Origin of the sequence: Candidatus Doolittlea endobia, assembly GCF_900039485.1 — a bacterium.
Taxonomy (GTDB): Bacteria; Pseudomonadota; Gammaproteobacteria; order Enterobacterales; family Enterobacteriaceae; genus Doolittlea; species Doolittlea endobia.
The window spans coordinates 787,421-811,272 of record NZ_LN999833.1 but is presented as its reverse complement, the minus strand read 5'-3'; the positions used below and the strand labels follow the sequence as shown (position 1 = coordinate 811,272).

General features: G+C 45.6%; 17 protein-coding genes. 11 read left to right on the top strand and 6 right to left on the bottom strand.

The annotated features are described in order from the left end of the window. Positions 1-378: 378 nt before the first annotated feature. Together cmk and rpsA are read left to right on the top strand one after the other, a co-directional pair. A complete protein-coding gene (cmk, locus tag A4A68_RS02950; protein ID WP_067566426.1) occupies positions 379-1,062 on the top strand; it encodes a (d)CMP kinase in 684 nt (227 codons plus the stop codon). A gap of 113 nt (positions 1,063-1,175) precedes the next feature. After that, positions 1,176-2,855 carry a 30S ribosomal protein S1 gene (gene rpsA, locus A4A68_RS02945; protein ID WP_067566423.1) on the top strand — a complete coding sequence of 560 codons (1,680 nt, stop codon included), beginning with the start codon at positions 1,176-1,178 and terminating at the stop codon, positions 2,853-2,855. Between the two features lie 452 nt (positions 2,856-3,307). On the opposite strand, the gene minE is transcribed toward rpsA, so the two are convergent. The 4 genes from minE to A4A68_RS03520 all read right to left on the bottom strand — a co-directional run bounded on the left by minE (position 3,308) and on the right by A4A68_RS03520 (position 6,159). After that, the gene (gene minE, locus A4A68_RS02940; protein WP_067566588.1) at positions 3,308-3,577 is read right to left on the bottom strand and encodes a cell division topological specificity factor MinE; all 270 of its coding nucleotides are present in this window, start codon (positions 3,575-3,577) and stop codon (positions 3,308-3,310) included. A gap of 2 nt (positions 3,578-3,579) precedes the next feature. Then, a complete protein-coding gene (gene minD / locus A4A68_RS02935) occupies positions 3,580-4,392 on the bottom strand; it encodes a septum site-determining protein MinD (RefSeq protein WP_067566420.1) in 813 nt (270 codons plus the stop codon). A 21-nt stretch (positions 4,393-4,413) separates the two neighbouring features. Beyond that, on the bottom strand, positions 4,414-5,085 hold the full coding sequence (gene minC / locus A4A68_RS02930) for a septum site-determining protein MinC (protein ID WP_067566418.1): 672 nt from the start codon (positions 5,083-5,085) through the stop codon (positions 4,414-4,416). 906 nt (positions 5,086-5,991) lie between these two features. After that, positions 5,992-6,159, bottom strand: a complete 168-nt coding sequence (locus tag A4A68_RS03520) for a hypothetical protein (RefSeq protein WP_158648181.1) — start codon at positions 6,157-6,159, stop codon at positions 5,992-5,994. A 558-nt stretch (positions 6,160-6,717) separates the two neighbouring features. On the opposite strand from A4A68_RS03520, the gene fabR reads away from it, so the two are divergent. Further along, on the top strand, positions 6,718-7,329 hold the full coding sequence (fabR, locus tag A4A68_RS02925; RefSeq protein ID WP_067566587.1) for an HTH-type transcriptional repressor FabR: 612 nt from the start codon (positions 6,718-6,720) through the stop codon (positions 7,327-7,329). A 472-nt stretch (positions 7,330-7,801) separates the two neighbouring features. Here fabR and nth read toward each other — a convergent pair whose 3' ends face one another. Next, entirely contained in the window at positions 7,802-8,440 is a 639-nt protein-coding gene (gene nth / locus A4A68_RS02920; RefSeq protein WP_067566415.1) for an endonuclease III, read from the bottom strand. 691 nt (positions 8,441-9,131) lie between these two features. Continuing rightward, positions 9,132-10,505, bottom strand: coding sequence for an MATE family efflux transporter (locus tag A4A68_RS02915; protein WP_067566404.1), 1,374 nt, complete (start codon positions 10,503-10,505; stop codon positions 9,132-9,134). Between the two features lie 1,382 nt (positions 10,506-11,887). On the opposite strand from A4A68_RS02915, the gene nusA reads away from it, so the two are divergent. The 8 genes from nusA to A4A68_RS02880 all read left to right on the top strand — a co-directional run bounded on the left by nusA (position 11,888) and on the right by A4A68_RS02880 (position 22,647). Continuing rightward, a complete protein-coding gene (gene nusA, locus A4A68_RS02910; RefSeq protein ID WP_067566401.1) occupies positions 11,888-13,375 on the top strand; it encodes a transcription termination factor NusA in 1,488 nt (495 codons plus the stop codon). 25 nt (positions 13,376-13,400) lie between these two features. Further along, positions 13,401-16,106 carry a translation initiation factor IF-2 gene (gene infB / locus A4A68_RS02905; protein ID WP_067566398.1) on the top strand — a complete coding sequence of 902 codons (2,706 nt, stop codon included), beginning with the start codon at positions 13,401-13,403 and terminating at the stop codon, positions 16,104-16,106. Between the two features lie 68 nt (positions 16,107-16,174). Then, on the top strand, positions 16,175-16,591 hold the full coding sequence (gene rbfA / locus A4A68_RS02900) for a 30S ribosome-binding factor RbfA (protein ID WP_067566392.1): 417 nt from the start codon (positions 16,175-16,177) through the stop codon (positions 16,589-16,591). After that, complete coding sequence (truB, locus tag A4A68_RS02895; RefSeq protein WP_067566389.1) at positions 16,591-17,547, top strand: tRNA pseudouridine(55) synthase TruB; 957 nt, start codon at positions 16,591-16,593, stop codon at positions 17,545-17,547. The genes rbfA and truB overlap by 1 nt, the downstream gene beginning before the upstream one ends. An 81-nt stretch (positions 17,548-17,628) precedes the next feature. Beyond that, entirely contained in the window at positions 17,629-17,898 is a 270-nt protein-coding gene (gene rpsO / locus A4A68_RS02890; RefSeq protein WP_067566386.1) for a 30S ribosomal protein S15, read from the top strand. Positions 17,899-18,154: 256 nt separating this feature from the next. Further along, positions 18,155-20,272 carry a polyribonucleotide nucleotidyltransferase gene (pnp, locus tag A4A68_RS02885; protein ID WP_067566383.1) on the top strand — a complete coding sequence of 706 codons (2,118 nt, stop codon included), beginning with the start codon at positions 18,155-18,157 and terminating at the stop codon, positions 20,270-20,272. 531 nt (positions 20,273-20,803) lie between these two features. Then, positions 20,804-20,863, top strand: coding sequence for a protein YrbN (yrbN, locus tag A4A68_RS03940; protein WP_408605384.1), 60 nt, complete (start codon positions 20,804-20,806; stop codon positions 20,861-20,863). Positions 20,864-20,877: 14 nt separating this feature from the next. Then, complete coding sequence (locus A4A68_RS02880; RefSeq protein ID WP_067566381.1) at positions 20,878-22,647, top strand: DEAD/DEAH family ATP-dependent RNA helicase; 1,770 nt, start codon at positions 20,878-20,880, stop codon at positions 22,645-22,647. The last annotated feature ends 1,205 nt before the right edge of the window (positions 22,648-23,852 follow it).

Sequence of the window (23,852 nt, the reverse complement as noted above, 5' to 3'; positions counted from 1 at the left end):
TTATAACGACAGCATCGACTGTGTCTTGTTTTTCAACCAATTTGAATCGTAATGACCGCCTTAAGGCAAGGGTGCTGCGATTTATCAAGCTTAGCTAGCAGCGCGGGCAAGATTAAGATTCTTTTGCCTTGTTATGACGTAGCTCTGCCGTCACACATGAAAAGTGACTCCATAGTATATGATTTGTGCTACTGGATCTCCCCGAGATCCATATGGCCATTCTTAAGCAGTATAACTGGTAGGTTAAATACGTTAGCTTTATCGTGTTTAGCACTATGATCACTGAATAATATCAAACATAACGAAGAGTATAATACGGGAATCAAAGTTTATGAACAGTCCGCATTTTCATTCTCGTCGAGTTTACAGGAGAAAAGAATGACGGTTATAGCCTCGGTAATTACTATCGACGGACCGAGCGGCGCAGGAAAAGGGACGCTCTGCAAAGCGTTAGCAGAAACGTTACAATGGCGTTTACTGGATTCCGGCGCGATTTACCGGGTGTTGGCACTGACTGCCCTGTATCATCGGGTAGCTATTAACAGTGAGGAACTGCTGGTACAGCTCGCTGCCCATCTTGACGTTCATTTTGAGAGCACGCAAGGGCAATTGAACGTAGTGTTAGAAGGAGAAGATGTTAGGCAGGCTATCTGCGACGAAAGTATCGGTAATATAGCATCACAAATTGCTTCCTTTCCGCGCGTGCGTGAAGCACTCCTACAGCGTCAACGTGCATTTCGAGTCGCACCAGGCCTAATTGCCGATGGTCGCGATATGGGAACTGTCGTCTTTCCCGATGCGTCTGTGAAAATTTTTCTTGATGCATCGTCAAACGAAAGAGCATACCGACGTATGCGACAGTTGCAAACACAGGGCTTTAGTGTTAATTTCGAACGCCTTTTATCCGAAATAAAAGAACGGGACGATCGCGATCGCGATCGCGCGGTAGCGCCATTGGCGCCGGCACATGATGCGCAAGTACTCGACTCTACTCACTTGAGTATCGGTGAAGTGATAGCTAAAACGCTAGCGTATGTCAGGCGGATTCTATCGTTATCGTAAAGATGCAGTGACTCAATTACCTTGCGGAGAGGACGAAGAGCAGGGAGTGTATAACAACCCCATCAAGCAGGATGCCGAGTGGACATTAATCAAAAATTTGAAGATTATCAAATATGACAGAATCTTTTGCTCTTCTTTTTGAAGAATCCCTAAAAACAATCGAAACCCGTCCAGGTTCTATTGTTCGTGGTACCGTTGTATCTGTCGTGAAAAACGTAGTTCTAGTTGACGCGGGTCTGAAATCTGAAGCCGCCATCCCCGTTGAGCAGTTTTTCAACTCCCAAGGCGAGTTGGAAATCGAGGTAGGTGATCAGGTTGATGTTGCACTAGATGCAATCGAAAATGGTTTCGGTGAAACGTTGTTGTCTCGTGAAAAAGCCAAGCGTCACGAAGCCTGGCTGATGCTGGAAAAAGCATATAAAGAAGCGGTTACCGTTATCGGTGTTATCAACGGGAAAGTTAAAGGTGGTTTCACCGTTGAACTGAACTGTATCCGCGCGTTTCTTCCTGGTTCCCTGGTTGATGTGCGTCCAGTGCGCGATACCCTGCATCTGGAAGGGAAAGAACTTGATTTTAAAGTGATCAAACTAGACCAGAAACGCAACAACGTCGTTGTTTCCCGTCGTGCCGTTATCGAATCAGAAAACAGCGCTGAGCGGGATCAATTGTTAGAAAATCTGCAAGAAGGCATCAAGGTCAAGGGTATCGTCAAGAACTTGACCGACTACGGCGCCTTTGTTGACTTAGGCGGTGTCGATGGCCTGCTACATATCACTGATATGGCTTGGAAGCGCGTTAAACATCCAAGCGAAATCGTGAATGTTGGTGACGAAATCACTGTTACAATACTAAAATTCGATCGTGAACGTACCCGTGTTTCCCTCGGTTTGAAACAGCTAGGCGAAGATCCGTGGGTCGCTATCGCGAAACGTTACCCGGAGAGCACCCGTTTGACTGGTCGCGTGACTAATTTGACCGACTACGGTTGCTTCGTTGAAATTGAAGAAGGTGTTGAAGGCTTAGTGCACGTTTCTGAAATGGACTGGACTAACAAAAACATCCATCCGTCTAAAGTGGTTAACGTGGGCGAAGTGGTGGAAGTCATGGTACTGGATATCGACGAAGAACGTCGTCGTATTTCTCTGGGTTTAAAGCAGTGTAAAACCAATCCATGGCAGCAATTCGCTGAAAATTATAATAAGGGTGATCGCGTTGAAGGTAAAATCAAATCGATCACCGACTTCGGGATTTTTATTGGCTTAGACGGCGGTATCGACGGGTTGGTACATTTATCAGACACCTCTTGGAATATCGCTGGAGAGGAAGCCGTACGCGCATACAAGAAAGGTGACGAGATTGCAGCTGTGGTGCTACAGGTTGACGCAGAGCGCGAACGTATTTCTCTAGGTGTAAAGCAGCTAGCTGAAGATCCATTCAATAATTATCTATATTTGAATAAGAAAGGGGATATTGTTACTGGTAAAGTCATAGCAGTTGAGGCAAAAGGCGCTACGGTTGAATTAGCAGGCGGCGTTGAAGGTTATCTTCGCGCCTCTGAAGCTTCGAGCCATCACATAGAAAACGCTATGCTGGTGCTACGTGTGGGCGACGAGGTGGAAGCAAAATTCGCCGGCTGTGATCGCAAAAATCGCGTTGTCAACCTTGCTATACATGTCAAGGATGAAGTTGACGAGAAAGAAACTATGAGCACCGTGAACAACAAGAAAGAGGAGAATCACTTTTCTAACGCGATGGCTGAAGCCTTTAAAGCGGCAGCCAAAGGCGAGCTATAATGACGGGAGAGCTAAATAGCGCTGCTATTGAAAGATAATTCAGGTGATACGCCGCTCTCAAAGGAGAGCGGAAAAGTAATCGGTGCTTACATATTCTTTTATATGTTTAAAGTGTTGCTTATCTGATCTTATTGAATAGATGGAGCGACATCGCTTGAATTTATATACTACCGATATATTTATTCTAAGAATAACCAATCTTCCTTCATGACGCCAACCTTAAGTATGCTCAGCCAGCATGAATTGTAACGATAAATTAATCAATAAGGCACAATGTTTAATTTAAAAACTCCGAATCGATTCACCGCCATGGTGCCAGTCTATTTTATGACGGAGATGTTAACAATTTCAACGTATGTGACAGTTGTGGAAGCCATCGACGATATCTCCTTTTTATAAATTAGCCAATGTTAGCCGCTGACCTGATCAGTTTGCGTTTTAAGTGCAAACGCTCATTTCGTAGCTTCTTCCGTTTCCGGAAGAGTTATGTTTAGCTCTAAGATCGAGATGTCCCCATCTTTTTTTTCAAGTTGCACTGAGAGCATTGCGGGATCAATTTGTACATATTTGCTGATGACTTCAAGAAGGTCGCGTTTCAGTTGCGGCAGATAATGTGGCTCGTTATCGTCTCTGCGCCGTTCAGCCACAATGACTTGCAGTCGTTCTTTGGCTATATTGGCTGTCGATTTTTTACGGGAGAGAAAAAAGTCTAGTAATACCATATTCATCCCCCAAACAAGCGTTTTAAGAATCCCCTTTTTTCTTCTTCGATGAAGCGGAAGGGACGTTCTTCTCCTAAAAGTCGATCAACCATATCTAAGTAAGCCTGCCCAGCATTAGATTCTTTGTCGAGAATCACTGGCTCTCCTTGGTTGGAAGCTCGTAATACCGATTGATCTTCAGGGATCACTCCTATTAAGGGAATACGTAAGATGTCAATAACATCTTCTATATTAAGCATGTCTCCGCGGCTAACGCGTCTAGGATTGTAACGAGTCAATAGCAAGTACTCTTTAATTGGCTCTAGGCTACTTTCGGCACGACGCGATTTCGATGAAAGTATGCCCAATATACGATCTGAGTCACGTACCGACGAGACTTCCGGATTAGTAGTGATAATGGCTTCATCGGCAAAATACAGTGCCATCAAGGCACCGGTTTCAATACCGGCTGGCGAATCACAAACGATAAAATCAAAGTCCATCGAATCTAAATCATTCAAGACTTTTTTCACGCCCTTTCTGGTCAAGGCGTCTTTATCCCGCGTCTGGGACGCTGGCAAGATATATAAATTTTTGGTTCGTCTATCTTTTATCATCGCCTGATTCAGGGTAACATCGCCCTGAATAACATTGATGAAGTCATAGACTACTCGGCGTTCACAGCCCATAATCAAATCAAGATTTCGTAGCCCGATATCGAAATCAATCACGACGGTTTTTTGTCCCTTGCGTGCTAAACCGGTAGCGATTGCCGCACTCGATGTCGTCTTACCAACACCTCCTTTACCTGAAGTAACAACTATTATGCGTGCCATAAATGGATTCCTTGCTAAGGGCTAAATTAAAGCATCAATGGTAAGCGTGCCGTTCTGCAGACATAGGCGCGCCGCTTTGCCTAAAAATTCAGTCGGAATTTGATCGCTCAACCAATATTGCCCAGCAATAGATACCAATTCAGGGGAGAGATGGGTGCAGAAAATTTGGCATTCTCCGTTGCCAGACGCACCTGCCAACGCGCGGCCTCGCATTATGCCATAAATATGTATATTGCCATCGGCAATAAGCTCTGCGCCGGCACTGACACTGCCTGTGACGATTAGATCGCTGTTGTAGGAACGAATTTGTTGCCCGGAACGCACTGGCGTGTTGATAAGCTGTGCTTTGACCGCCTCTGCCGCCGCGGCAATGCTACGTTGCTGTGTTTTACCTTCGGTCAGCAGAGGCAGCCCGCTACGCAAAATTGCCTGTTTAAGATTATTATCGTTGCAACCACTGACACCGATGATGTGAAGACCGGTAGCCAGCATAGCCTGTGACAGCGCAGGCCAGGAAATGTCACGACTAAGCCCGGCAACGTTGACAACCACCGGCGCATTTTTAAAAAATCCAGGTGCTTGTTCAATTTTTTCCTCTATCGCCAGACGAACTTCTTCTGGTTGCGCATCATGCACATGAATTACTGATAAAGTAAAATTACTTCCTTTAAATTTAATTGACGTTTTTGACATCCATTCTAACTCAGTCTTAGCGCATATATTTCCCGTTTCGTCACGAGAAGCGATATTTTGTAGTTTGTATATATGTTATAATTACTGCTATACATAGGCAAGATGTTAGATCCATATTATGATCTAGATTTAATTTTCGTAAGAAAATTCCTTAATACTGAGCGTGAAAACGCAATTACCTGCAATAGCCTGACAGAGGAAGCGTCGTTTTAGCGCTGGTAAAAGCGTTTGTTGACGCTCCTGCGTTTAATGAACACGATGCAGTTGGCGATTTAGAGTCGGCGAGCAACTTGCTTATTTTAGAGGATGGCTATTGTTTGTGTGATCAGGGCTTATAGGTCTTATAGGGTTTTATTGGCTTTCAAGCAGGTACCGACAACAATCCCCCATTTCTGTGCTACCAGATTGGAAAGTCCAAGCAATATGGAATATGGAGTGTTACTTTCCTAGCGGAACATATCTAGGGCGTACATACAATTAACGACTTGGCTCCGCAGTTATTGCGAGTCACATAGACATCGGCTTAAAATAGACGGTTTAAGTCGTTAAGCGCCACTATCGGTAGACTTCCGTAATATTCGATAGTATTACTATCTTTCCCTTTTGCTCCATGATAGCTATGGCTAATATGAATAATATTAGCAGCACGCTCGCTAAAACAGTAGATACCGAAGATCGGTTTTGTTTCGCTGTGAGCTAAACTATCAACATCGACCGCGCCAAATGTTTGAACTGTGCGCGTCCGACTTTGTACGGGATTTGCATTGTCGTGAGCTTTTGCTCAATTTTTCCGACAGAGATAATTTCAGTGATGGTATAAACGCCAGTCGAAATATTTTTAATCAGTTGCACATTGGCCTGTCATTTAATTATCGCCTGCACGGAGATAGTGACCTGATCTTAGGTTTAGGAAGCTAGGCTAGGATCCCTATGACATTTATCAATAGAGTAAATATGGCAGCCGAGGCTTGGTGCAAGCTGACGGTTGCTCGCTTCTAGCTCAACCTGATGTAATTTGAGTGCATCGGTATTACCGGTATGGCCATTGACGTAGAGTAGATAATCAGCTTTCATCCGTTTCCCAGAGCCCCTCGACGCCGTTATCTAGCCATTTAGTTTCTGTGTATTCCTCGTTATGCAGATAACCATCCCGTTTCCTCAGAAACGGTAGGATAGGACGATCAGATATATCCTGATCGAGGAATACCAGCAGCCTATCTCGGTATTGATTAAATCTACATTCACATTCATACCGCGGAAAACCGAAGTATACTCGTAACCGACAACGCCGGTACCATAAATAATTACATAGTTCAGATTATGCTTAGGGCAAGGATAGAGTAGCTGCCATGAATACGCGGTAGATAGGGCCGGGCGCCGAAAGCAATGACAATGTTTACAGCACTGAAGATTTCGGTAGAGTATCGACGTAGTAGATCTAAGCCTAGTGTTCATCGATGAAACTGGCCTTGTCAGTAACAATTTGGCAGTAATTACGCTCGTAAAAATCCTATCACACGTGGTTTTGCTGTTTTATAAACCTGCGGCTCTGGCGTGACATATTGTTAATGCATTGCAACAAATTTTGATATAGTTGTTCTTCTAAATTCCTGGCGAAGCTGGATGGTTTATATGGGAGTAAGAGCGCAACAGAAAGAGCGGACCAGACGTTCGATTATTGAGGCAGCATTTAGCCAGTTGAGCGCTGAACGTAATTTCTTTAGCCTAAGCCTGCGTGAAGTTGCTCGCCACGCTGGTATTGCTGCCACCTCTTTTTACTGCCATTTTCGCGATATAGATGAGTTGGGTCTTGCTATGGTAGACGAAGGCGGACTGATATTGCGTCAGCTTATGCGCCAAGCGCGTCAACGTATCGATAAGGGCGGCAACGTAATCTGCACGTCAGTAGCTACATTTATGGAATTTATCAGTAACAATTCTAATGTTTTTCGTTTGCTATTGCGTGAACGTTCCGGCACTTCCAGCATTTTCCGTGCCGCAGTAACTCGAGAAATCCAACATTTCATTTCCGAGCTCGCCAATTACTTAGAAATCGAGAACTGTATGCCGCGCATTTTTACTGAAGTGCAGGCGGAAGCGATGGTCATTATCGTGTTCAATGCCGGCGCAGAAGCGCTGGACGTTGATCTTGATCAACGTTATCAGTTGGAAAAACGACTCGTGCTACAGTTACACATGATATTTAAAGGAGGTTTTTATTGCTATAATCGTGATGCCCGTTGATACTAATCGTAATATTTCACTGCACTTTCACTGCTCTCATTCCCTTGCTTTCTTCTCGTAGCCTAGGCACTGTATTGCCTGCATCAGCGTTATCATCAGCATACTAAAGGCTGTCGTTATGAGTTAAAGACAAGCATTAGCTCTTCTTTTTTAGGTACAATAAGTGGAGTTACAATATTAGTCTTATGTCTGATTGAACGCGTCCACAGACGTAACGTTTTCAAACATAGCTTGCTAATGTATCCTTAAGCCCTCTTAATCCCGAATAACCATTACATTGCATTCTATTCAGCTTGCACTATAGCGATCAGTGTATAAACAAAAATTAATCTTAGTCAATAGTTATTAGACTATTGAATATTGTGCTGGTGCATTTAAAAAATTAAGTAAGTCATATTGTCAGTGCATGAAAATGCGGGGTGGTACAGGTTCCATGAGGCCTCGTAACTTCCATACAGAACGTACGGACAGGTTATCGCAGATAATATTTCTGATCGTACTCACACAAATCTTCAATCAAACAGGAATCGCAGCGTGGTTTGCGAGCAATACAGATATAACGGCCGTGTAGAATGAACCAATGATGACAATACACCTTGAATTCATTCGGTACCACGACCAATAGTTTTTGTTCCACCGCTTGCACGTCTTTACCTACAGCAAAATGGGTCCGGTTCATAACGCGGAAAATATGCGTGTCAACTGCAATCGTCGGACAACCAAAAGCGGTATTCAATACTACATTAGCGGTTTTACGTCCGACGCCGGGAAGTGCTTCTAGCGCTGCACGGTCTTGTGGTACCTTACTCTGATGGTATTTCAATAATAGCTTACAGGTTTTAATTATGTTTTCCGCCTTATTATTAAAGAGACCTATAGATTTGATATAGCCTTTGACGCCCTCAATGCCCAACTCTAGCATGGCCTGCGGCGTGTTAGCCGCTTGGAATAATAGTTTAGTAGCTTTATTTACGCTAACATCGGTCGCCTTAGCTGCGAGCAGCACTGCAACCAACAACTCGAAAGGCGATTGGTACATCAGTTCGGTGGTGGGACAGGGATTATTCTCCTGCAGGCGACACAGAATGTCATAACGTTTGTTTTTATTCATCGTTTTACGGCTGTCTTTGTTGTAGCATCATATGCTAGTCAGGCATGCCTGATTTGCATGCGTTGATCGATAAGGTGTTTCTCCGACGAGATATTTTGATATATAGCACTCTTGCGTCATTTCACAAGAGTTAGTCCGCGTCCTTAAATAAGGGGTCGTTACCCAGAACTTCGTACGGAACGTCGTCCGTATCTGATTATTTTAAATAATTATCGAAACGCCGTGTGATTCTGGCTACTAGCTGGCTAATGATACTTCCCCCAAAATATGTTAATACCATTGGTTAGTATCACGAATAGAGAGTAGATGAGCATACATTATTATTAGCCAATCTGAGATACTATCCTAATGGGAAGATAATCATGCACCTTATGAAATTTTATCAAAAGATATAAAGATGACAATATAAAAAATATTTAATATTATAATAAGGCATATTTAGTCATGTAAATACTATGCAGTGTTGCACTAGAACCACACATAGCTATATCTACGATAGTCTTGTTTATTTGAATCCTTGATAGCGATAATACAGATGATAGCTTTTCAAATATCGCTTGCAAATGCAGCATTGAGCTCCTAATGCCGAATGATCCTGATGTCGAACTTTATCACCCTCACTACAACAAAAACCAGAAGATGGCAAAGCAATAAATCTACTACTACGAAAATACAGAAAGCATATTTTTTCTTAGCATGCCGCTCGGTGCAAAATTCGTGCCGACGTTTGTCGTTGTAGCCAGAACATGCGACATGTCATCAATATAGCGGAAAAAGTAAGCCCGATAATAAACCCGAACCAAAAACCGCTTGGCCCCATGGCGGGACGTAGCCAATTCGTTAGTGCTAGTACATAGCCGCACGGCAGGCCGAGTAACCAATACGCGATAAAAGTGATAAAGAAGATCGAACGGGTATCTTTATAACCGCGTAGCACTCCGCTACCTATAACCTGTATAGAGTCAGAGATTTGATAAATAGCCGCTAATAGTATCAGATGCGAGGCCATCGATACCACGCCAGGATTATCGTTGTATAATAGGGCAATATGTTCACGCAACAGGCTAGTAAATAAAGCAGTGAAGCAGGCCATCGTAACGCCTATCATTAGACTAGACCAGGCGCTGATCCGTGCCTGTTCAACATCACCTTGTCCCAAGCGATATCCGATACGGATGGTGGCAGCCACGCTTATCGATAGTGGCAGTACAAACATAAGTGAGCTGAAATTGAGAGCGATTTGATGGCCAGCAACGGCAACAATGCCTAACGGCGCGATCAATAATGCCACCAGCGCGAACAATGTCACTTCAAAAAATAGCGCCAACGCTACAGGTAAACCTAAGATAAATAGCCGCTTTAGCGCTACCGGATCTGGTTTTTTCCATCCGCTCGACAAACAAAAACCGCGAAGCGCATTCACCCGATGTGTATAAGCGCCTAGCAATAAGAACATGATCCAGTAAACCGAAGCAGTTGCCACACCACAGCCAACACCGCCTAAGGCTGGTATGCCGAGCTTACCGTGGATAAAGATATAGTTTATAGGAATATTAATCACCAGGCCGAGAAAACTAATGACCATACCTGGTATGGTGCGGGAAAGCCCTTCATATTGACAACGTAGTACCTGGAAAAACAGATAACCAGGCGCTCCCCACATTAAGTAGCGCAAGAAAGCAACTGCTTTCTCCGCCAAAATTGGCTCAACGCTGTGCATGTAGCCGATGATGCGATGACTATTGTAAAGCAATATCATGATAACCAGCGACGTACTAAGTGCCAACCAAAAGCTCTGGTGAACTTGATGTGCAATACACTCACGACGCCCAGAACCCTTCAGCTGAGCGATAACTGGCGTCAACGCCAGTAACAGGCCATGACCGAATAAAATGATCGGCAACCAGATGGACGTACCTACCGCGACTGCTGCCATATCAGCAGGGCTTACCGAGCCGGACATAATAGTATCTACCACGCCCATCGCCGTTTGTGACACCTGGGTCAGAATAACAGGGATAGCAAGAGCCAGCAAGATACGCGCTTCTTTAATATAATTTTGCACGTAGATACCTTTCTTTCATTTAACAAAAATTTTTTATCAGAAGTAATCATTACAAGATGCGAGAATAGTATATTTAAGATCTGAATTATGGTCAAAATTCAGCATAATATTTAATCAAACCTAAGATGTGCTTTTTACTTTTGTCTTAAAAAGAAAAGTACATCTTAACAAGAGCCATAACGAAAATCCTATAATTTATCTGATAGGATCATTTTAACAAGATATCGTAAAGCATTGTATCGGCGAAAATAGAAAGAAAATGTTTTAATGATCTTGTAATGCATTATTTCTGATATTGTAAATGAGTACGCTAATTCAAGGTATGCTGCTTTATCTGATAAGAATGTTGTTGTGTCATCGTTCCATCTATAGTTTAGTATCACGATGGTGTATATTTGCAATTAATTATTCCATATCTTATTACACAGGTAACACTGTTATTGTGTAACAACAAAAGCGACGGTCAGCATTTGTCTAATAGCTATAATCAGCTAGCCAGTTCCTGTTTTGAGGATCTCATCTTGCATTAAATAAATAGTCTATTATCCTTCGCGACGCTTCCTATTTGCCTTTTTTGCTAAGTAGTAAGAGAACGCTTTCTCAAAAGTGAGCATGCCTACAAAAGAACAGGTAATGCCTACGGAAACTGGACTGATCAGAGATAACTTGCTTTTTTTGGGGTTATCAGCATAATGACAATTCATTGTTTTCTGACGTGAGATGGAGCAGTTTAGTGGCTTTGAGCTCATAACTCGAAGATAGTCGGTTCAAATCCAGCATCTGCAACTATATTCCTTACAGGGCTTTTAAAATAGAGTCCACTCACTTGATGCCCCGCTTTTCGACTTTGTGTTATTTCGCTACAGAGAAACTGGGATAATTAGCCTTTTTTATGCCTTGGGGATAGGCTTGTCTAAAATAAAATTAATAAAGATACTCATCGTGCTCATGGAAGACATAAAGTTTGAGTTGTTGGGATGGAATTATTCGTGGCCATTAATTAATTCTGCGCATTTGTATCAATAGTGTTGAACTGTTGATGATTGTGCTGATGCAAACCACAAAATTTAGCATGATACTGGACATCAAAGATCTGATCTCTGTGATCTATAGCCTGGAGGTCTCGTTATCGGGTTTGGATCGCTCGCTGTTTAACGCTTCATATTATGTCTCAATTTACCTGAAATGACGTCAACTTGGTTACTACGCGTATAGCAGTGCAAAACTATTATAAATTGCAGGGGGGATCCTCAAAGCAGTCGATGGCGAATGATCATGGTGACAATGGATGTAAAGATATTGTCTTTGCAAAATATCCAAAAGATAACCTGCTTCCCTACCTTTAACGTTTTACTGAGGCAATTAGTATTGAGGCAACTAGAATGAATAAAGAAATTCTGGCTGTTGTTGAGGCAGTGTCTAATGAAAAAACCGTCCCGCGGGAAAAGATTTTTGAAGCGTTAGAGACGGCACTGGCTACAGCAACAAAAAAAAAATATGAACAAGTAATCGAAGTTCGCGTTAGCATTGACCGCAAGTCGGGGGACTTCAACACTTTTCGACGCTGGCTGATTGTGGACAAAGTGACTCAACCGACCAGAGAAATTACGCTAGACGCGGCGCAATTTGACGACCCTACAGCGCAGCTGGGCGGCTATATTGAAGATAAAATTGAGTCGGTGGTGTTCGACCGTATTACTACACAGACCGCTAAGCAGGTCATCGTGCAGAAAGTGCGTGAAGCTGAACGGGCAATGATAGTAAATCAATTCCGTAACCACGAAGGCGAAATTGTCACCGGCGTGGTGAAAAAAGTGAACCGAGACAGTATCAGTCTTGATCTAGGAAGTAACGCTGAAGCGATTATTGACCGTGAAGACATGTTACCTCGAGAAAATTTCCGTCCAGGCGATCGTATCCGCAGCGTGTTGTATTCGGTCCGTCCGGAAGCGCGCGGCGCGCAACTGTTTGTCAGCCGGTCACGGACTAAAATGCTGGTTGAGTTATTTCGTATTGAAGTACCGGAAATCGGTGAGGAAGTTATTGAAATCAAAGCCGCTGCACGCGATCCTGGCTCACGGGCGAAAATTGCCGTGAAGACTAATGACAAGCGCATCGATCCGATCGGCGCCTGCGTAGGTATGCGTGGTGCGCGCGTTCAGGCGGTTTCAAGCGAATTAGGCGGTGAGCGCATTGATATTGTGTTATGGGATGATAATCCGGCCCAGTTTGTCATCAACGCCATGGCGCCAGCCGATGTCACGGCTATTGTGGTAGACGAGGACAAACATACTATGGATATCGCGGTAGAAGCCAATAATCTTGCCCAGGCTATCGGCCGAAACGGCCAAAATGTTCGGTTGGCCTCCAAGCTCAGCGGCTGGGAGCTAAATGTAATGACAGTAGAAGCTTTGCAAGAAAAACATCAAGCTGAAGCCCACGAAGCAATCGATGTCTTTACCCGTAATCTGAATATTGATGAAGAGCTTGCGAAAGTGCTGGTAGAAGAAGGGTTTTCATCCCTTGAAGAGCTGGCCTATGTACCGATAAATGAACTGATGGAAATTAAAGGGCTCGATAAGGCAATGGTAGAAACGTTGCGTGAACAAGCAAAGAATGCGCTGACCTCGCTTGCGTTGGCACAAAAAGAAAATCGTAGCACAAGCGTGCCGAACACAGATCTCCTGGACCTGCCTGAACTTGAGTGCGAGATAGCATTAAAACTGGCGGCGCGTAGTGTTTGTACGCTGGAAAATCTTGCCGAACAAGGTGTCGATGATCTATCAGATATTGAAGGGCTGAGTAGTGAAAAAGCTGGGGAGCTTATCATGGCCGCACGCAATATTTGCTGGTTTAGCGATAACGCGTAATAAACTGTAGCAGGAAAAGCACAGCATGACAGATATAACCGTAAAATCGCTGGCCGATGAATTGCAAACTCCGGTCGATCGCCTGATACAGCAATTTGCTGATATGGGTATTGAAAAAACCGTAGTAGACTCTGTGACCCGGCAGGAAAAAGAAATCTTACTGGCGCACCTGCACTGCGATCGCACAATAGCGCCTAATAAGTTAACTTTGCTGCGCAAAACGCGCAGCACTTTGAATATTCCTAGCGCCGGCGGTAAAAGTAAGTCGGTAAAAATCGAAGTGCGTAAAAAGCGCACTTATATACAACACGATCCGCAAGCGCAAAAACAGGCTAAATCAGAAGCGCATGACAGAGAGGAAGCAAAAGAGCGAGCTCAGCAGCAGGCAAAGCGCGAAACCTACGAAAAAACGAAACGCAACGCCGAAGAACAAGCGAAACGCGCGATCGATAAAATCAAATGTAGGGCAGTTGAACGGACGCAAAGTGTAGTAATGGAAAGTGAAAAATCGATTAACCGACAGACCAATACTACGCCTAAGTCATCACGAGTAGCTGAAAAAATACGCCGTGAAATCAAAACCGCGGAGCTAAGACGCAAAGCGGAAGAGGAAACGTGTCGAAAAATTGAAGAAAAAGCTTCCCAGATTGCGGAAGAAGCGCGTCGTATGGCCGAAGAACACGGCAACAACTGGAATAACGCGCCTGAACCGATCGAAGAAAATATCATAGATTATCACGTTTCTACCTCCTATCATGCCAGGGAAGCTGAAGAAGAAAATGACCGAAACGTGGAAAGCGATCGCCGAAGTCGTACCCGCATCGGTAAAGCGACTAAGCAAAAAAAGACTAGTCGTTTATCCGAATTTAAAGCCGATCGAGAAGAAGCACGTGCCGTAGGACGTAGCGGAAAATGCAAACGTAAACTGAGCACGCTAACGCAAGGCTTTAACAAGCCGGCGCAGGCGGTAAACCGCAATGTCGTCATCGGCGAAACTATGACTGTGGCGGAACTAGCTAACAAGATGGCAGTGAAAGGCTCTCAGGTTATTAAAGCCATGATGAAGCTAGGCGCTATGGCGACCATCAACCAGGTGATCGATCAGGAAACTGCGCAAATAGTGGCGGAAGAAATGGGTCACAAGGTGATTTTACGCCGTGAAAACGAACTAGAAAAGTCGGTGATGTCCGATCGCGATATTGGCATCTCTGCCACCGCTGAATTCCGTGCACCGGTGGTGACCGTCATGGGTCATGTCGATCATGGAAAAACCTCGCTGCTAGATTATATACGTTCAACTAAGGTAGCGGCAGGCGAGGCAGGCGGTATCACACAACATATCGGTGCCTATCATGTAGAAACTGACAACGGCATGGTAACTTTTCTGGATACTCCGGGACATGCGGCCTTTACTGCAATGCGTGCTCGAGGTGCGCAGGCGACGGATATCGTAGTACTAGTAGTAGCCGCCGACGACGGCGTCATGCCACAAACTATCGAAGCTATTCAGCACGCCAAAGCAGCCAAAGTCCCGGTGCTGGTTGCGATCAACAAAATTGACAAACCAGAAGCAGATCCGGATCGAGTCAAGAACGAGCTAACTCAATACGGCGTTATTCCGGAAGAGTGGGGAGGCGAAAGTCAGTTTGTACATGTTTCCGCTAAATCTGGCGCGGGTATTAACGAATTGTTGGGCGCTATCTTACTGCAGGCGGAAATCCTGGAGCTAAGAGCAATTCGCAACGGTATGGCTAGTGGTCTAGTTATTGAATCCTTCCTGGATAAAGGCCGTGGTCCGGTTGCTACTGTGCTAGTCAACGAAGGCACCCTGAATCGTGGCGACATTGTGCTATGCGGGTTCGAATACGGCCGCGTGCGCGCCATGCGCGATGAAATCGGTCGTGATGTAGCTTCCGCAGGCCCGTCGATTCCGGTCGAGATTCTCGGTCTGTCCGGGGTGCCGGCTGTTGGTGATAAAGCGGCGGTAGTACGCGACGAGAAAAAGGCACGTGAAGTAGCGCTGTACCGTCAAGGCAAGTTCCGCGAAGTTACACTGGCACGTCAGCAGCAATCTAAGCATGAAAACATGTTCACTAACATGACCGACGGAGACGTGTCCGAGTTGAATATCGTGCTGAAATCTGACGTGCAAGGTTCCGCTGAAGCTATTATTGATGCGCTGAAGAAGTTGTCTACCAACGAAGTGAAAGTGAAAATTGTCGGTTCTGGCGTAGGCGGCATTACTGAAACCGATGCAACGCTCGCAGCGGCTTCCAGCGCCATCCTACTGGGATTTAACGTGCGAGCAGATGCATCCGCCCGTCGTATTATCGAAGCGGAAAACTTGGATTTACGCTATTACTCGGTCATTTATGATGTAATTGATGAAATCAAAAAGAAAATGAGCGGTATGTTAGCACCGGAATATAAACAGGAAATTATCGGTCTGGCAGAAGTACGCGATGTATTCTATTCACCGAAATTTGGTACTATCGCCGGCTGTATAGTGATGGAAGGCATGCTAAAATGTCACAATAAAATCCGCGTCCTGCGTAAAAACGTAGTGATCTATGAAGGTGAACTGGAGTCTCTGCGGCGCGCCAAAGATGATGTCAAAGAAGTGCGTAACGGAATGGAATGCGGCGTTGGCGTTAAAAACTACAATGACGTTCATTCAGGCGACGTAATCGAAGCATTTAAAATTATTGAGATCCAACGTACCATTACCTAATAATGCATTGTTAGCAACGTACACTACAGAAGGAAAAACAAGTCCTCTGCTTGTCTGGAGAATTTACCATGCATAAAGAATATAATCGCACACAGCGCATTGCCCAGAACATGCAAAAGGAAATAGCCATTATTTTGCAGCGCGAGATCACAGATCTCAACGTCGGAATGACGACGGTTTCAAACGTAAAAGTGTCACGCGATCTAGCTTATGCTAAAATTTTCGTTACCTTTTTGAATGATCAAATTCCAGAACAGGACAAAACCGGCGTCCGGATGTTGCAAGATGCAGCAGGTCGCATCCGCAGCTTGCTTGGTCAAGTCATGCGCTTACGTGTCGTTCCCGAATTAACCTTTGTCTACGATAATTCGCTCATGAAAGGTATACGCGTGACTAATTTAGTCAACCAGGTCGTGCAAAATGATCGCTTACGCAGGAGCATAAGTCAGGTGTATAAGACAGATAACGAAGATCAAGAAAATTAATGAGTGGTCTAAGTTGCTATGACGTTGACGGTATCATTCTTTTGGATAAGCCGCTTGGACTTTCGTCTAATGACTTGGTTCAAAAGGTCAAGCGATTGTTTCGCGCTAATAAAGCCGGGCATACCGGTGCGCTAGATCCGCTGGCAACCGGTATGCTACCCATCTGCCTTGGCGAGGCGACTAAGTTTTCTCAGCATCTTCTAGAATCTGATAAACGCTATCGGGTCACCGCCCGGCTCGGCGAACGCACCGACACTTCTGACACAGAGGGTAAAATTGTCAGCGTCCGTCCAGTATCACTGGGAAAAGCACGATTAGAGGCGGCTCTGAGCCACTTTCGCGGTAGAATCAGTCAGGTGCCGTCAATGTTTTCCGCATTAAAGTATCAGGGGCGTCCGCTGTACGAGTACGCTCGCAAAGGAATCACGGTAAAGCGTGATGCGCGCTCTATCTGCATCTACGATTTGAAGTTACATCGATGGAATTTAACGGAGGTGGAACTGGAAATTCATTGTTCTAAAGGTACTTACATCCGCACTATCGTTGATGATTTAGGTGAACGTCTCAGCTGCGGCGCGCATATTACGGCGCTACGGCGACTGACGGTTGCCCACTATCCCGCAGGGCGTATGATAACGTTCGCGGCTCTGCAAACCATTGTCAACGACGCGATGGAGGCACCGGAAATTCTGTCGCTGCTATTGCCAGTAGACAGCGCAGTGGCGGATATGCCGGCGGTTAATTTGCCGTCTGATCTTTCAGCGAGAGTGCGCCTTGGACAAACGCTAGTGGTTAGCGCGCCGGCACAGGCCGGTCTGGTACGCCTGACAGAGGGAGACGTAGGGCGTTTTTTCGGAATCGGAAAAATCACTGCAGCGGGCCGGCTGACGCCGTGCCGCCTTATAGCGGAACCGCGCGCCTGGTCACGCAATCGCCTTGCGATCAGCACGAGCTAAGAGTAGAATACCACTGTCTATAAAGCAAACAGCTGAATTAAAGATCGGCTTATCTATTTACAGTTATTTTAAGGTGTAACAATGTCTCTAAGTGTTAAAGCAAAATCGAAAATTGTTTCTGATTTTGGTCGTGATGCTAAAGACAGCGGTTCTACTGAAGTTCAGATTGCTCTTTTAACTGCTCAGCTTAGCCATTTGCAGGGCCATTTTGCAGAGCACAAAAAAGATCACCATAGCCGCCGTGGTCTGTTGCATGTGGTCGCGCAACGTCGTAAGCTGCTCGACTACCTGAAAAATAAAGATGTGGCACGTTACACCAGCCTTATCGAAGGATTGGGTCTACGTCGCTAAGATAAACAGTTTTAGGAGAGAAGGGGGCCGTATGGGCCCCCTTCTTCTAGGCAACGCTCATCCTGTAGTCGGTCATTTCCGAACGGAGATGAACGACAAATAAACTCTTCCATTGCTGAAGTTCGCAAGGCAATAAGAAACTTTATTCGTTAAGATAAGGTTCGCATTAGTCGCGAGGATCCGATGAGAAGGTGTTAGTTAACAACGGTAGGCGCTTTGATGAAAGCGCTACGCACTTTAAAAAAAGGACATCATTTTGCTAAATCCGATTGTTCGCAAGTTTCAATACGGTCAGTATACCGTCACCCTAGAAACAGGTATGATGGCCCGCCAGGCAACTGCCGCAGTCATGGTAAGCATGGATGACACAGCGGTGTTTGTAACTGTCGTGAGTGCTAAACAAGCAAAGCAGAAACAGAGTTTCTTTCCGCTTACTGTCAACTATCAGGAGCGAACCTACGCCGCGGGCCGTTTCCCAGGGGGGTTTTTCCGGAGAGAAGGCCGTCCGAGTGAAGGAGAAATACTAATTTCTCGTCTGATTGATCGTTCTATCCGCCCGCTATTCCCGAAGAGTTTTTTGAACGAAGTGCAGGTTATCGCTACCGTAGTTTCGGTTAACCCGCAAGTCAGCCCCGATATCGTAGCAATAATTGGCGCTTCCGCTGCGCTGAGCTTGTCCGGTATCCCGTTCAACGGCCCTATTGGCGCCGCACGTATTGGTTACATTGATGACCAGTATACTCTGAACCCGACTCAAGACGAATTAATCAGAAGCCGTTTGGATCTGATAGTTTCCGGTACGCAGAACGCTGTTCTAATGGTAGAGTCTGAAGCGAAGCTGCTGAACGAAGATCAGATGCTAAGCGCCGTAGTCTACGGGCACGATCAGCAGAAGATCGTGATCGATAACATTAATCAATTAGTGGCTAAAACCGGCAAGCCGAAATGGCAGTGGCAGGCGCAAGAAGTTAATGTCGACCTGCAGGTGCGTATCGCCGAACTAGCAGAGTCCCGTTTAGGCGACGCTTATCGCATCACTGAAAAACAAGAGCGCTATGCCGCGGTTGATGCTGTTAAGGCCGATGTCGTTGAAGCCTTAACGGTAGAAAATGAAACATTAGATTCATATAAGATCAAGGACCTCTTAGAGATACTAGAGAAAAATATCGTGCGTAGTCGTGTACTGCGTGGCGAACCGCGTATTGACGGACGTGAAAAAGATATGATTCGTAGCTTGGACATACGAACCGGCGTATTGCCACGCACCCATGGGTCAGCATTATTCACTCGAGGTGAAACTCAGGCGTTGGTCACTGCTACTCTAGGTACCGAGCGCGATGCGCAGAATATTGATGAATTGACAGGTGAACGGACAGACCGCTTCTTGCTGCATTATAGTTTCCCTCCGTACTGCGTAGGTGAAACTGGTGTGGTAGGATCGCCGAAACGGCGAGAAATCGGCCACGGTCGTCTAGCTAAGCGCGGTGTTTTAGCTGTAATGCCAAACGCTAGCGAATTCCCGTATACTGTGCGCGTGGTATCGGAAATCACCGAGTCAAACGGTTCTTCTTCCATGGCTTCTGTGTGCGGAGCGTCGCTGGCGCTAATGGACGCGGGGGTGCCCATTAAAGCGGCCGTTGCCGGTGTTGCCATGGGTCTGGTGAAAGAAGGTAATAACTTTGTTGTATTATCTGATATTTTAGGTGATGAAGATCATTTTGGTGATATGGATTTTAAAGTTGCTGGAAGTTGTGAAGGTATAGCTGCGCTGCAAATGGACATTAAAATTGAAGGTATCACTCGCGAAATCATGCAAGTAGTACTAAATCAGGCCAAGAGTGCACGTATGCATATTTTAAGCGTGATGGAGCGAGCGATCAGTTCTCCACGCGGCGATATTTCCGAATTCGCGCCTCGCATACATACTATTAAAATTAGTTCCCATAAGATCAAGGATGTAATTGGTAAAGGCGGCTCGGTTATCCGAGCGCTGACGGAAGAAACCGGCACGACAATAGAAATCGAAGATGACGGAACCGTAAAGGTGGCGGCTACCGACGGCGATAAAGCCCGTCACGCTATCCGTCGCATCGAAGAAATTACCGCCGAAATCGAAGTAGGCCGCACTTATAATGGCAAAGTGACCCGCATCGTAGATTTCGGCGCTTTTGTTGCTATTAGTGGTGGCAAAGAAGGGCTTGTGCATATCTCTCAGATCGCCAATAAACGCACAGAGAAAGTGGCTGATTGTCTAGCGCTAGGCCAAGCAGTCCCAGTTAAAGTCCTGGAAATGGACCGACAGGGTCGCATTCGCCTAAGTATTAAGGACGCTAGTTCTTCCGGCCAGGAGTCTGTGATACCTAAAGTAAAATAAACTTAATTTAGATAAAGGACAGAACGTTCATCCAATGTCTTTATTCGAGCATGGAATGATATCTTGCTTTTTCTAGTAGTTCGTTGCGATAGTCTGTTTGGCACGATAGACTTAAGCTAAGAGCGATAACATGCAATGCTCTTACCTGTTGAAACGTATAATTCTATACCAGGGATTGATTCAACAAGTATTTAACGTGGTATTATTCTGTGTTATAGCATCAGCTACCGTTCATCGTAGGACGATTTAAAGGGTCGCAAAGAGCGCTTCTGCGCACTGTGTTTTTTATAACGTGCGTAAAGCCGTTTGAAAATATTAAAGAAGCGTTGACTCAAGGCAGAAGCAACAAATAGCATGCCGCGCCAACCAACGTTGTTAGAATTGACGGTTGTTAGTAATAAGAGGTATATAACTTTTCAGCATCGAACCAGCAATAGCTAACGAATAAAACTTCAACAAACTGCATCCTTTTTATTTTGTGAAGGTGTAGTGTTTTATTATAAATATAATTTGAGCCTGTTCACACTTTTGATGAAAATAGATGAAAATTTTCACGACGAGGTATGTAGACTGGCCGCCATTAAGAAATAATGAGGCGCGTGTGCATGTCTAAAGTAGTAACCTCTTTTGCCGCTCTAGGGCTGAAAGCTCCTATCCTTAATGCGCTGACTGAGCTCGGTTATGAGAATCCGTCGCCCATTCAATCTGCCTGCATCCCACATCTGCTGGCAGGCCGCGATGTACTGGGGATGGCGCAAACCGGCAGTGGTAAAACCGCAGCTTTTTCCCTGCCGTTGTTACAGAATATCAAACCTGAACTGGCCGCGCCGCAGGTGCTAGTTCTAGCACCGACTCGTGAATTAGCGGTACAGGTAGGAAAAGCTTTCACTGATTTCGCCAAATATATGCAAGGGATCAACGTAATTGCTCTGTACGGTGGGCAGCGTTATGACGTGCAATTACGCACGTTGCGTCAAGGTCCGCAGATCGTGGTTGGCACGCCGGGTCGTCTGCTTGATCATCTAAAACGCGGTACACTGGATTTGTCTAATTTGAGCGGACTGGTGCTAGACGAAGCCGATGAAATGCTGCGTATGGGTTTTATTGAAGACGTTGAAAACATTTTGGCACAGGTGCCAGCAGAGCATCAAACCGCGCTGTTTTCCGCTACTATGGCGGAAGCAATTCGCCGCATCACTCGCCGATTTATGAATGAGCCGCAGGAAGTACTCATTCAATCCAGCGTGAATACCCGTCCTGATATCAGCCAGAGTTACTGGACAGTTCAGGGTATACGAAAAAATGAAGCGTTAGGGCGTTTTCTGGAAGCGGAGGATTTTGACGCTGCCATTATTTTTGTGCGAACTAAAAATGCGACCTTAGAAGTGGCAGAAACGCTTGAACGTAGCGGTTATAATAGCGCCGCTTTGAATGGTGACATGAATCAAGCGCTACGCGAGCAAACGCTGAATCGCTTGAAGGACGGCCGCTTGGATATTCTAATTGCTACTGACGTCGCGGCTCGCGGCTTGGACGTTGATCGTATCAGCCTGGTGATAAACTATGATATTCCGATAGATTCCGAATCCTACGTACACCGTATCGGGCGTACCGGCCGTGCTGGCCGTGCTGGACGAGCGCTGTTATTCGTGGAAAACCGTGAGCGCCGTTTACTGCGCAATATTGAGCGCATTATGCAATTAACCATCCCGGAAGTAGATCTACCGACCGCTGAAGTGCTGAGTACCCGTCGCTTAGCTAAGTTTGCCGCTAAGGTGCAAAATCAGCTGGAAAGTAATGATCTTGATATATACCGCGCACTGCTGGTAAAATTACAGCCGACGGAAGAACCTGATATGGAAATGTTGGCGGCGGCGCTTTTAAAAATGGCTCAAGGCGAACGCCCACTGATCCTGCCGTCAGATCCGGTAATTGCGCGTCGCCCGCGCCGCGAGTTCCGTGAGCGCGACACGTACCGGGAAAGCAGCAAACGTCCAGCGCGCCGTGAACGTCGCGATCTAGGCGCAATGGATCTCTACCGTATCGAAGTAGGCCGTAACGATGGAGTTGAAGTCCGTCATATCGTCGGCGCGATTGCCAACGAAGGAGATATCAGCAGTCGCTATATTGGAAATATTAAATTATTCGCCTCGCACGCGACCATAGAACTGCCGAAGAGCATGTCGAGTGAAATGTTGTCTCACTTCACTCGTACGCGTATTTTCAACAAACCGATAAATATGCAGTTCGTCGGCGAAACGCAATCGCGCGGCAGCGAACGTCGCAGTAGTCCGAGTGTCGGTCGTGGAAATTATAGCGGTGAACGCCGGGATGGCGGGCGTCTCCTACCTAACCGGATATCGTTGTTGCGATAGTTTCGTTTTCGTTAGTGATGAAAATATTACGCTTTACTACATCTGTAGTATTACAGATGTAGTAAAGCCGATAAAGGCAATTTTCTGGCAGAGGTGGCGGGCAATATATGCCCGTATCGCCTGAGCTTTCAATGCCTAACTAAGTGAGGCTAAATGGCGGCGCATCCGCGAGACAAGAAAGTGGTCAGTGGTCACAAGTCACACAAGCGAAGATACGCAGCAGAAACGACTTCAGGCCAAAGCTTCTTGGAAAGAAGCAAGATTGTCGCTGCAATAAAAAACTCGCTTTACTTTCCCTTGAAAGTATCTGCGTTGGCATCATGGCATCATTGATGGGTAGCCTTTACGGATATGTGCTCACGAGATTTATCAAAGATCTTTATCCCGTTTTCCCAACGGCGCAACGTGCACGCTGCTAAGGCAGCGACAAAAACAGATCTTCCTGACATACTACAGCAAAACGTTGCTCAGAGGCAAACCTCGTTTCCGTCCGTGACACACGAATTCGATAATCCAGGCGCTGGCTTTTCACAACTGGTATAATACATTATGATTTTTTGTTTAGAAATTTCAATAGCCTGGTCAAAATGACCTATCTCATATTTGTAGCGATTGCGCATGTCAACAAAAGCGCTTGCGGATCGTCCGCCAAGGCATTGATCTCTTCCACTTTCAAGTAGTGGCCGACGTGCGCCGGAGATTGAACGTCGTTAAACCGTCAGCGACAATCCACAGTCGCACCTTTATACGCGCAGCGCCAAGAAAGATTTCCCGTCGTCGTCCAAGGCAGCATCAACCGAATGCCCATTCAGTTTCGGGTATGCAGCATGCTGCGCCTCACGTATAGCGTTAAAATAACTTTTCGGTACGCTGATTTGTGCATTAATCCATTCAGCTAGGTGATATAAATGCGGCTAAAAACCTGCAACGCAGTGAATTTTCAATAGCGATCATCTCGGAAAGGTTGTGGATCTTCAGGCTACAAATAGTGGTAAAAAGAGACGGCAGTACGTATCCCGCTTTCAGCGAATAACATACGCACTCATAATTCCTGACTAGGGACCCGATTATGTAATACAGGCAATGATGTACGTTCCATCCGGTAGTCAAATTATCGACGGCGACTATCTAAGGCTATCGGGTTGCATTTTACCGTATTAGTTCTAAAGCGCTAACCGGCAGACGAGACTCTTTTTTCGATTAGC

Coding starts and splice junctions, on each gene's coding strand:
- cmk (WP_067566426.1), top strand. CDS start 379: ATGACGGTTATAGCCTCGGTAATTACTATCGACGGACCGAGCGGCGCA.
- rpsA (WP_067566423.1), top strand. CDS start 1,176: ATGACAGAATCTTTTGCTCTTCTTTTTGAAGAATCCCTAAAAACAATC.
- minE (WP_067566588.1), bottom strand. CDS start 3,577: ATGGTATTACTAGACTTTTTTCTCTCCCGTAAAAAATCGACAGCCAAT.
- minD (WP_067566420.1), bottom strand. CDS start 4,392: ATGGCACGCATAATAGTTGTTACTTCAGGTAAAGGAGGTGTTGGTAAG.
- minC (WP_067566418.1), bottom strand. CDS start 5,085: ATGTCAAAAACGTCAATTAAATTTAAAGGAAGTAATTTTACTTTATCA.
- A4A68_RS03520 (WP_158648181.1), bottom strand. CDS start 6,159: ATGAAAGCTGATTATCTACTCTACGTCAATGGCCATACCGGTAATACC.
- fabR (WP_067566587.1), top strand. CDS start 6,718: ATGGGAGTAAGAGCGCAACAGAAAGAGCGGACCAGACGTTCGATTATT.
- nth (WP_067566415.1), bottom strand. CDS start 8,440: ATGAATAAAAACAAACGTTATGACATTCTGTGTCGCCTGCAGGAGAAT.
- nusA (WP_067566401.1), top strand. CDS start 11,888: ATGAATAAAGAAATTCTGGCTGTTGTTGAGGCAGTGTCTAATGAAAAA.
- infB (WP_067566398.1), top strand. CDS start 13,401: ATGACAGATATAACCGTAAAATCGCTGGCCGATGAATTGCAAACTCCG.
- rbfA (WP_067566392.1), top strand. CDS start 16,175: ATGCATAAAGAATATAATCGCACACAGCGCATTGCCCAGAACATGCAA.
- truB (WP_067566389.1), top strand. CDS start 16,591: ATGAGTGGTCTAAGTTGCTATGACGTTGACGGTATCATTCTTTTGGAT.
- rpsO (WP_067566386.1), top strand. CDS start 17,629: ATGTCTCTAAGTGTTAAAGCAAAATCGAAAATTGTTTCTGATTTTGGT.
- A4A68_RS02880 (WP_067566381.1), top strand. CDS start 20,878: ATGTCTAAAGTAGTAACCTCTTTTGCCGCTCTAGGGCTGAAAGCTCCT.